Source organism: Okeania sp. SIO3B5 (assembly GCF_010692555.1).
GTDB lineage: Bacteria > Cyanobacteriota > Cyanobacteriia > Cyanobacteriales > Microcoleaceae > Okeania.
The window spans coordinates 1-9,387 of sequence record NZ_JAAHHG010000404.1 but is presented as its reverse complement, the minus strand read 5'-3'; the positions used below and the strand labels follow the sequence as shown (position 1 = coordinate 9,387).

Annotated in this window: 10 protein-coding genes; 6 read left to right on the top strand and 4 right to left on the bottom strand. The window is 36.9% G+C overall.

The features are described 5' to 3' along the window. Positions 1-56: 56 nt before the first annotated feature. The 3 genes from F6K54_RS33450 to F6K54_RS33440 all read right to left on the bottom strand — a co-directional run bounded on the left by F6K54_RS33450 (position 57) and on the right by F6K54_RS33440 (position 3,395). Positions 57-2,165, bottom strand: a complete 2,109-nt coding sequence (locus tag F6K54_RS33450) for an FAD-dependent oxidoreductase (protein ID WP_293087756.1) — start codon at positions 2,163-2,165, stop codon at positions 57-59. A 233-nt stretch (positions 2,166-2,398) separates the two neighbouring features. Continuing rightward, a complete protein-coding gene (locus tag F6K54_RS33445; RefSeq protein ID WP_293087753.1) occupies positions 2,399-2,626 on the bottom strand; it encodes a hypothetical protein in 228 nt (75 codons plus the stop codon). A gap of 613 nt (positions 2,627-3,239) precedes the next feature. Beyond that, positions 3,240-3,395 (bottom strand): hypothetical protein, encoded by a 156-nt coding sequence (locus F6K54_RS33440; RefSeq protein ID WP_293087750.1) that lies wholly within the window; start codon positions 3,393-3,395, stop codon positions 3,240-3,242. A gap of 343 nt (positions 3,396-3,738) precedes the next feature. Between F6K54_RS33440 and F6K54_RS33435 the strand changes: the two genes are divergently transcribed. From F6K54_RS33435 to F6K54_RS33425, 3 genes are all read left to right on the top strand, one after another. Further along, a complete protein-coding gene (locus tag F6K54_RS33435; RefSeq protein WP_293087747.1) occupies positions 3,739-4,182 on the top strand; it encodes a hypothetical protein in 444 nt (147 codons plus the stop codon). Positions 4,183-4,398: 216 nt separating this feature from the next. Then, positions 4,399-5,628: a damage-control phosphatase ARMT1 family protein gene (locus tag F6K54_RS33430; RefSeq protein WP_293087744.1), complete on the top strand. Its 1,230-nt coding sequence runs from the start codon at positions 4,399-4,401 to the stop codon at positions 5,626-5,628. A gap of 160 nt (positions 5,629-5,788) precedes the next feature. Next, positions 5,789-6,955, top strand: coding sequence for a pyridoxal phosphate-dependent aminotransferase (locus tag F6K54_RS33425; RefSeq protein ID WP_293087741.1), 1,167 nt, complete (start codon positions 5,789-5,791; stop codon positions 6,953-6,955). 197 nt (positions 6,956-7,152) lie between these two features. Here the strand turns inward: F6K54_RS33425 and F6K54_RS33420 are convergent, their stop codons facing one another. After that, positions 7,153-7,455, bottom strand: a complete 303-nt coding sequence (locus tag F6K54_RS33420) for an acylphosphatase (protein WP_293087738.1) — start codon at positions 7,453-7,455, stop codon at positions 7,153-7,155. Between the two features lie 554 nt (positions 7,456-8,009). On the opposite strand from F6K54_RS33420, the gene F6K54_RS33415 reads away from it, so the two are divergent. The 3 genes from F6K54_RS33415 to F6K54_RS33405 all read left to right on the top strand — a co-directional run bounded on the left by F6K54_RS33415 (position 8,010) and on the right by F6K54_RS33405 (position 9,234). Further along, the gene (locus tag F6K54_RS33415; RefSeq protein ID WP_293087735.1) at positions 8,010-8,939 is read left to right on the top strand and encodes a hypothetical protein; all 930 of its coding nucleotides are present in this window, start codon (positions 8,010-8,012) and stop codon (positions 8,937-8,939) included. Continuing rightward, entirely contained in the window at positions 8,887-9,039 is a 153-nt protein-coding gene (locus F6K54_RS33410; protein WP_293087732.1) for a hypothetical protein, read from the top strand. The genes F6K54_RS33415 and F6K54_RS33410 overlap by 53 nt, the downstream gene beginning before the upstream one ends. A gap of 90 nt (positions 9,040-9,129) precedes the next feature. Beyond that, positions 9,130-9,234 (top strand): helix-turn-helix domain-containing protein, encoded by a 105-nt coding sequence (locus F6K54_RS33405; RefSeq protein ID WP_366558014.1) that lies wholly within the window; start codon positions 9,130-9,132, stop codon positions 9,232-9,234. Positions 9,235-9,387 lie beyond the last annotated feature (153 nt).

The window sequence follows — 9,387 nt, the reverse complement described above, 5'->3', positions numbered from 1 at the left end:
GGCAGGATGCCTGCGCTACAAGATTTGCAGGCAGGATGCCTGCGCTACAAGAATATTTAATCAATACCATATTGCGATCGCAACACCATATATAAAATCCTAGATAACTCCCGTCGTTTCAAAGGTCGAGCATCCAGAGGCGTACCAGAAGACCCAAATAACTGAAACACATCAAAATCTCCACTTTTACCAACAATAAACGCTAACTGCTCCCGCGTACATTGTAAATTTGGCGCAAAATATCCATTCCCCACCCCCGAAACAATACCTTTTGCTGCCATAGTTTCAACTGCACGATAGGCAAAATGCTCCTTCGGTACATCGAGAAAAGTGGGAAACTCAGGATTAAGCATTTCAAAACCCATCACATTTACCACCGCTACCGAAACAACTGCTCGGTTTACCGTTCCTTCTGGTAGAAAATATAAATGATTGTAATTCTCAGTCCTTACAATACCTGCCACAGCGAGAATTTGTATCGCCTCAAAGTCTGGGTCGTCATGGGAAATATCGTTATACCAAAATAGGGGAATTTGATTACGAGTTAACAAACCCTGAAATTTATAAATAAGTCGTTTATTTGTAGCAATAGTCCGAATATCCACCCCTTCATTCAGAGCAAAAGCAGCTAAATGACCGCCTGCTTCCCCGATCGCCCATTCTACAGCGTGCATCCGATATACAGAATTACTCAAATGAGTCGTGCCAATACTTTTCGCTGACAGAATGAGGTTATCTGTATTGATGGGCACCATTGCTGTTAACGCAATAGTAAAAGGCAAACATTTCATCTCATCTTTACTGTTGAAAATAAGGTGGTTGGGGTTATCGGTGGGATGAATATCAAACAAAGCATAATGACCGATACCAACACTATCCTCAAAACATCGTCCCCGTGCTTGTTCGCCATAATATTGTTGGGCAGTATCTTGGTAAACAATAGTTGTTAATGCTATCCCTCTTCTTGCTTCGCGGATATAGGGTTCGAGGGCAATACCATCATTAGTCCAAGTCAAGTCTCCCCGTGGTTTTAATTCCCCTACTTTACCTATTAATATCCAGTTGTTGGTTTTTAATGTTTGCGACTGGAGGTAATAAATATAAGCTTGGGTATATTCCCTTGCTTGCTGAATATGTTTTTGGCGTTCGTGCCAACGTTGCGGAGCAATATCGCTCCGACTCACCCCAATCAACAGACCTGCTTTATAATCATTGGACTCATAATTGAGGATAGTCACATCACCATTACTTGTAGTTGGAATATACCCTTCCTTGAGACGTTTTATTCGTCGATAAGTAAAAATTGCAAACCGCTCAAAAAATGCTCGCCCTTGATAAGTGCTGGTAAATTTATCCGTTTGCAACCAAGGTTCGATGCCATAACCTTCTGGTTTAGCGATGGGAACACCTTCTCCCTCAGCAGTTTTTTCCACAGCAGCACAAAAAGTGATTGACTGTTGACATTCGGGAAAAGGTTGTTGGGGAAGAAGTGGTTCACCCGTGTCGTTTTGTGATTCTTGTCCGACTCTGGATTCAATATTTCCCAATTCTAGTAAGTCGCCTAAGTCTGTCGCTTCAATGGTAATTTGAGCATTGACGGTGAAACGTTGATTATTTTGCACATCCTGAAATACAACACCTGTTACCTGTCGCCGTTCATTGGGAGATTGATTAAATAAAATTTCTACAGGTTCAGCAAAAGGTATGAGGGTTAATTTGCCGTTGCTGAGAAAATCTTCTATAGCTTCGTTAAGCGCTTGTGCCATAACTACAGTTGTTGTAGCAAAATTACTTACCCAACCTCCACCAGGATTATCAATTTGTTTGCCGTTGACTGGTTGGAGTTCCCGACTACGTTTGCGAAATTGCGATTGAGTCTTGGAGAAAGCATATTTGTCTCGGTCTACTTTATCTTCATATATTTCCCCTGGATTAAATTTTTTGTCTAGTTGAGGATCGTCGGAAGCAGGTAATGCTTGAGTTGTAAATTGTCCGCCTAATATTTGTTTTGGTTGTACGAGGCAAACATTTGCACCTGCTTTTAATGCGCCAAGGGTTGCCGAGTATGCTGCTGTGGAACCTCCTACTATTAATATGGGAAATGAGAAAATTTGACCATCGGTGGGTCTGGTAAAAAAGCGATCGTCTAATATACTGTTGCTCATGGTTATTTGGGACGTGTAACTTTATAGCAAAAAGGCTGATTATTAGTATTTCATTGTTTCAGCTTGTTAAAGATATCCTAACCCATTTAGTATTTTTGCACGTGGTATGTGCTTTTGGCTGTAGAAGTCAGGAGTCAGAAGGGCTGAGTCAGGAGTCAGAATATCAAAGGATTTTGATTGTTCTTAATTGTTCTGAAATATCTATCAAAATCATTCCTGATTGCTATAGTTATCTAACTTTTTTGCTGATAAGAAGTTACATAAGCAGTTAACCAAGTTCCTGGAGCAAAAGCCATATTAATTGTTGATCCTTCATCTTTATGCTGAATGAATAATAAAACACCATCTTTTACCTGTGCTTCATCTGCCTGAACGTATTGTTCTCCTTTTGCTGCTATCTCTTTAGTTACTCGCACATACCAATAGTAACGACCGTAATTTATCGGTTCATTATTACTCACTTAATTTTACTCCTATTTAACTGTAATGTACTTGCCAGATTATAAATCTCTATGATTATTCTGTCAAGCTAAATTAGCCAGAAATTATATTTTTTGTATCAGCTAAAATATTATAGCAATATGATTTGAGTTGTGAGATATTGAAGGTTTTTGTTTTAGGTATGGAGGGAATAGGGAATAGGGAATAAACGAAGATATAAGAATAAGATAACTGCTATATTCTATGCTTTAAAGGAACACCTCAATTCTCACATCTGATTCCTGATTGCTATAGTAATATTTTAGATAAAATTATTGAATAATTAAGACTTAAAGTTCCTTATTTTCTGGACTATTAGCTGTTGATTTACAAGAAAGAAAAAAAACATTTTAATCAATCCTTTTCTTGGAAAAACAGTTCATTAATGGATAATTGATAATTACCTCTGGTTAAAACCGCTACGGAATTGAATATAAGGAAATATTATTTCTTCTCTTGGTTGATTGGATATGGCGAGGGGACCCGAAGAGTGACAGAGCCGCTCCGCTTTATATGTTGCGGAGCAAAACGCCATCCGGAGACCGCTTTTTTTCCCTTAAAAGGGGAGGCTTCAAGGCGCGAATTATTTAATTATTAATTAATGAAATCTGTGTTGCCGTAGGCTTTAATTTCTGTAGCTACTGCTTGAGGAACAATAATTTTCAGACTCAGTATTTGCAGGAAGTTGAGCAAATTTGCCTGAGTCAAAAAAATCAAGGGCGAAGTATTTACAGCGGGAATTTCAGCCACGGTCTAACTCCCGCTGTAAGTCTTTAAAATCAACATTAAAAACATCTATTTTTTCCCTTGCCAAACTAGCGATAAAATCTCGACTGTTTAAGTGGACGTTGTATGGAGAGAGGACGAAAAATACTTAAAGCTATATTAATTAATGCTTTCAGTATTTTAATTAACCCCTTAGCGTACAATATTCCCGTTTTGGCAAAGTCTCCCGTATATCTATGCTAAAATTTTGCTAATGAATTTTAATTTTTGTATTAAATTCAGTTATTAATATATTGAAGTTTTCAGCAATTCTAGTATTGAAAACTCAACTAACTTTTGGGATGTTGAATAATAAGGATAAAATATTATGGCTGCTATAGAAAAGGATGAATATACAGAGCAAGAATATAGCTTAGAACAACACAAAATAGATTTTCCTTTATCCAATGAAGAGCAACAATTGTTTAATTTCCATAAAGGACTGCCTTGTCGTTTAACAAACCCTAAAGACGCAGTTTCAGTTTTACCTGTTTGGTTCGTTGAAAGAATGATGACTGATGATTGGAATTTTGCATTGCTACTGACCACAGGTCAATTAATGTTAATAACTCATATTACAAGTGTTTCGATTGATTGGAATAAGGAATTGTGGATAGATGTTATTCTTGAGACTGAAAAAGACGCTAGGGGTAATTATGATGAGTTGCAAAAGTTATGGGGTCAAGTTGTTTTTTCGATTAATACTGAGAGAACTAAAGCAAGTATTAAAGTATCAAATATTGTAGCTGCATTTGACTATCAGTCAAGTTAAAACATATTATCTAATGCAATAATAAAAAATAAAATCAATTATTGCACAGAAATTACAGCAGATTCCACTTTAATGAGGTACACCCGTCGCGGGCAAGATGCACGCACTGGGAACATTTAATTGTTAATATCTGTACTTCATATACCACCGAATCTGCTGTATCAACTCTTTCACCCTACTCCCTACTCCCTACTCCCTACTCCCTTTCAAAAATACATGACTGAATTTGAAACCAGTGACTTACTATTGCCTTTACCTGTGATGCCTTCAGAAGACAATACCTTTGCTCATTACACAATGGTCTGTAGACTACCGGATGTCATCGAACGAGTTATCAAAGACAATAATTTTCCTCTATCTATTGTCCAACAGTTAGAGTCCCTAACTGTAGATTTATTTGAAGGATGGGTACGACCCCTGATCGATGACCAAGGACCAGATGTAGCAGCTTGGGCATCCTACTTAGAGTCTTTTGAAGGCAGAAGTTGGTTTGATTTACCGTTTTATTTTGCTGAAGCTTATTTCTTCCGACGTTTGTTGGAGGCAACGGATTATTTTGTGCCTGGAATTTGGCAAGGAATAGACCCTTTTGGTTACCAAAAACGCTTAAGTTTAGAAAAATCAATGGCTGCTATCCGTGAAATAGGCGATCGCATCAATGGTTTAAATACTGCTCTACCACAACAACAGAGTTATCAAATTTGTCTCACAGCTCTTTTGCAAACTGCTTTGTGGGGAAATCAAGCAGATTTGAGTTTATGGCCAGTTGAAACAGAGGACCGGACTACTAGAGACCTTCAACAACAACAATCTCACATATTAGTAGATGATACTTACAATTCCATTGACTATTTAAGCCATATTCAGGGACAGCGGATAGATTTAATTATAGATAATGCAGGTTTTGAGTTAGTTTGCGATTTTTTTCTGATAGATTTCCTTTTATCTACTCAAACTGCCAATATTGTTTATTTGCATTTGAAAGCACATCCAACTTTTGTCTCTGATGCCATGAGTCAAGATGTTCTTTATACTCTGGAAATCTTAGCTAATGATGTCTCAGAAAATTTACAAATGTTGGCAACTCGTTTACAAGAATATATTAGTATCGGTCGTTTAATTTGCCGAGATGACTTTTTTTGGAATGCGCCACTAGCTTTTTGGGAAATGCCAGAGTCTGTGAGAGAGGAATTAACTAAGGCCAGTCTGGTTTTGATTAAGGGTGATGCTAACTATCGTCGTATCTTGGGCGATCGCCACTGGTTATTTACTACCCCTTTGTCAGATATTGCTTATTATTTTCCTACACCATTTATAGCTTTGCGTACTTTAAAGTCAGAAGTAGCAACTAGCTTAGAACCCGATCAAATAGAAATATTAAATGAAGAAGATCCTTTGTGGTTAACAAATGGTCAGTGGGGTGTGATTCAATTTGTTATGCCTTAAGGAAGGGAGTGAGGGAGTGAGGGAGTGGGGGAGTGGGAGAGTGGGAGAGTGGTAATTATCCATTATCCATTATCCATTATCCATTATCAAATAGTTTAGGTTGAACTGAATCATCTGTCTAATCTAAAATGAAAGATTTAGTAGCTCAAAAAAGTAAAAAATGAAACTGGCAGCAAGAGTCGGCAAAGTACCACCTTCCTTAACCTTAGTTATCTCAGCTAAAGCTAAAGAAATGCAAGCTGAGGGAATAGATGTATGTAGTTTTAGTGCTGGGGAACCTGACTTTGATACCCCAGAGCATATCAAAGCAGCAGCCCAAAAAGCACTGGATGCTGGTAAGACCAAATATGGCCCAGCGGCGGGAGAACCTAAACTTAGAGAAGCGATCGCCCAAAAGTTATCTAGGGAAAATGGCCTAAACTACAAAGCAGAAAATATTATTGTCACTAATGGGGGTAAACATTCTCTGTTTAATTTGATGATGGCACTGATTGAACCTGGAGATGAAGTAATTATTCCTGCACCCTACTGGTTAAGTTATCCAGAAATGGTCAAACTGATGGGTGGAGAGCCAGTCATTTTGCCTACGGATGCTCGGACGAATTATAAAGTTACACCAGAGCAACTACGCCAAGCTATTACTAGCAAAACAAAATTATTCGTTCTTAATTCTCCTTCTAATCCAACTGGGATGGTTTATAGTCCAGCAGAAGTTAAAGCATTAGCAGAAGTAATAGTAGAAAAAGATATCTTAGTAGTTTCTGATGAAATTTATGAGAAGATTATTTATGATGATATTCAACATCTCAGTATTGGGGCAGTTAGCTCAGATGTTTTGAACAATACTATTATTAGTAGTGGATTTGCTAAAGCTTATTCTATGACGGGTTGGCGCATAGGATATTTGGCCGCACCTGTGGAATTGATTAACGCTACAGTGAAAATTCAAGGTCATAGTACCTCAAATGTTTGTACTTTTGCTCAGTATGGAGCGATCGCTGCATTGGAATCATCTCAAGACTGTGTGGAAAAAATGCGTCAAGCTTTTGCTAAACGTCGGCAGGTAATTTATGATTTACTGAATGCTATACCAGGAATTACTTGTAGTAAACCTGAAGGAGCTTTCTATATGTTTGTCAATATTAGTAAAATTTCTAGCAGTTCCCTAGAATTTTGTAATGCTTTATTAGCGGAGCAAAACGTCGCTGTTATTCCTGGTATTGCTTTCGGTGCAGATGACCATATTAGGATATCTTACGCTACTGATTTAGCAACTATAGAAAAAGGGATGGCAAGGTTGGATAAGTTTGTGCGATCGCACAGCTAGTTATTGAGTAGGGGAGTAAGGGAGTGGGGGAGTAAGGGAGTGGGGGAGTGGGGGAGTAGGTAGGGACGTTGCATGCAACGTCCGTAAGCTAGAAGCTGGGAATTTAAACCCAAGCTTTTAGCACGCTGAATGCTGAATGCTGAAATGCTGAAATGCTGTTTGCGGAGCATTCCGGTACGGAAAATGCTGATAGCTAGTTAACGGTGAATTTCAAAACTTTGTAGTCCTTCGGGTTGCTCATATTTTATAGTCACATCATTAACAATAGCTGATTTAGGACCTTGATAACACCAGTTAATAATTTTTTCCACAGCTTGATTACTACCTTCAAAAACAGCTTCTACTTTACCATCAGGTAGATTTTTCACCCAACCAGTGACATTTATATTAACTGCCATTTCTAATGTGGAGAAGCGATAACCGACTCCCTGAACTTTTCCGGAAATAAAAACATGAGCACGAGTAGGAGTGAAAGATGTTGACTGATTTTCCTTTATCATTTTGTATTGATTATATATAAAATATCTATAGCTTATGGTACTATAAAACTCAACATAAATTCAGCTTCTAGGAGTGTTATTTATGAGTACTTTTCAACAATTAATTAGGGTTTGCTGAAAAAGTATTTTTTAAGGAGTAGGGTATCCACCCCTCGCCCCTCCCCCTCCCAGGAGGGGAATAGAGGAGTAGAGGAACAGGAAAGTAATTTTTTTTGCCCAACTATGCACCTAAAATACGCTCCATGCATGAGCGTTAAGAGCTGAAACAGGCGCACTTTTTTCGTTCCTAAAAAGGTTAAAACCTTTACCTGTAAATGCTTTGATATTTAATCAGTAAGCCCTAATAGTTAATTATTAATTATTAATTATTAATTATTAATTATTACCTCTCCTTGAAAACGGATAGGATTGACTAAAAGGAAAATTTTTTTCTTCTCTTAGTCAATTGGATATGGCGAGGAGACCTAGCCATCCCTCGACCGCTTTTTTCTCCTTTAAAGGAGAGGCTTTAAAACTTAATTATTGGTAATAGAAACTAGGTAGTAGTTAAAATTATGCTTATAACTTCATTTATAGTAGTTACAGTTGTTAGTGTAATGCTAGGGATAGGTTGTGCTTACTGGCTATTTGAAAGGCGGTTAAAAAAACAAGCGAAAAGTTATGAAAAACAGTTACGAGAAACCCATGAACAAATCTATGACCTTCAGCAAGCACAACAAGAAGAAATTAAATTATTAAATACAGATTATCAAGAGAGAATTAAACAAAAAGAAGAACTTGAACAACAACTCAGACATAGTTTAGAAGAAATACAAGAAAATATTGCTCTTGCTCATATAAGACATCAAAATGAAATTCAACAATTAGAAGTAGATTATCAACAAAAAAAACAAGAAGAAATTCAAGTTTTAGAAGTAGAATATCAGAATAATTTGAGGGAATCAAATAAACAAAACAAAGAATTGCAAGAGCAAATTAAATTAATTCAAGCAGAACATATACAGAATTTAGCTTCAGCCGATGCTAAATCACAAGAAAAAATCAGAGAATTGATAGATAAATATTCTCACCAGATAGTAGATTTAGAACAAGAACATCGCCGAAAAAAACAAAAAATTAATAATTTTTGGCAATTAAAATATCACAAAAAATTTCAAGAATTGTCAGAGACTCATCAGCACAAAATCAACGAAATTACCAGTTATTTAGAAGATAAACATCAACAAAAAATTGTTAACCTCAAGAAGTCTCATGAACAAAAACTGAGAAAAACAGTTAAATTTTTAGAAACAAAGCATCAAAGTCATCTCCAAATTAAAATTCAAGAATTAGAAGAAATTCATCAAGAATCTATGTTAGAAACAATAGGAACTATAACTACTCAACATCAAAATCAGCTTCAGCAAAAACTCAAGGAATTAAAACAAAAATATGATACTGAGCTTCAAGCAAAAATTAAATCTCTCAAAACCAAGCATCATTGAAGAAGGCAGAAGGCAGAAGGCAGAAGGCAGAAGGAAAGAAATTGAAGAAGGCAGAAGGCAGAAGGAAAGAAAAGGTTTAGAAGGGAGAAAGTTTTTTTAACCGAAAAAATGGGTCTCAAGCCTCGCCCATAAGCGGGCGACTTTTTAGTTGATTTTTTTCAATAAATATGTTAACCTATATGTTAGTTTGATGCGTCAAGTTATGAAAGCTAGATTTAAGTACCGTATATATCCAACGCCGGGACAAAAATACCGAGAGCGCCAAGCTATTTGGCTGTGTCCGTGTGGCGAGTGAATGATAGTCTAGCTTTCTGCCAACAGAGGTATAAATCAGGAGAAAAGAAATCTGACTTATCAGAACTACAAAAGCTTTTTATTACATCTGCTAAAAAGACTGAAGAAAGAGAATGGTTGTCAGAGGTTTCTAACATACCATTGCAGCAATCAT

Excerpts from the sequence above, each read along its gene's own strand:
- F6K54_RS33450 (WP_293087756.1), bottom strand. The coding sequence starts at position 2,165 with ATGAGCAACAGTATATTAGACGATCGCTTTTTTACCAGACCCACCGAT.
- F6K54_RS33435 (WP_293087747.1), top strand. The coding sequence starts at position 3,739 with ATGGCTGCTATAGAAAAGGATGAATATACAGAGCAAGAATATAGCTTA.
- F6K54_RS33430 (WP_293087744.1), top strand. The coding sequence starts at position 4,399 with ATGACTGAATTTGAAACCAGTGACTTACTATTGCCTTTACCTGTGATG.
- F6K54_RS33425 (WP_293087741.1), top strand. The coding sequence starts at position 5,789 with ATGAAACTGGCAGCAAGAGTCGGCAAAGTACCACCTTCCTTAACCTTA.
- F6K54_RS33420 (WP_293087738.1), bottom strand. The coding sequence starts at position 7,455 with ATGATAAAGGAAAATCAGTCAACATCTTTCACTCCTACTCGTGCTCAT.
- F6K54_RS33415 (WP_293087735.1), top strand. The coding sequence starts at position 8,010 with ATGCTTATAACTTCATTTATAGTAGTTACAGTTGTTAGTGTAATGCTA.
- F6K54_RS33410 (WP_293087732.1), top strand. The coding sequence starts at position 8,887 with ATGATACTGAGCTTCAAGCAAAAATTAAATCTCTCAAAACCAAGCATC.
- F6K54_RS33405 (WP_366558014.1), top strand. The coding sequence starts at position 9,130 with ATGCGTCAAGTTATGAAAGCTAGATTTAAGTACCGTATATATCCAACG.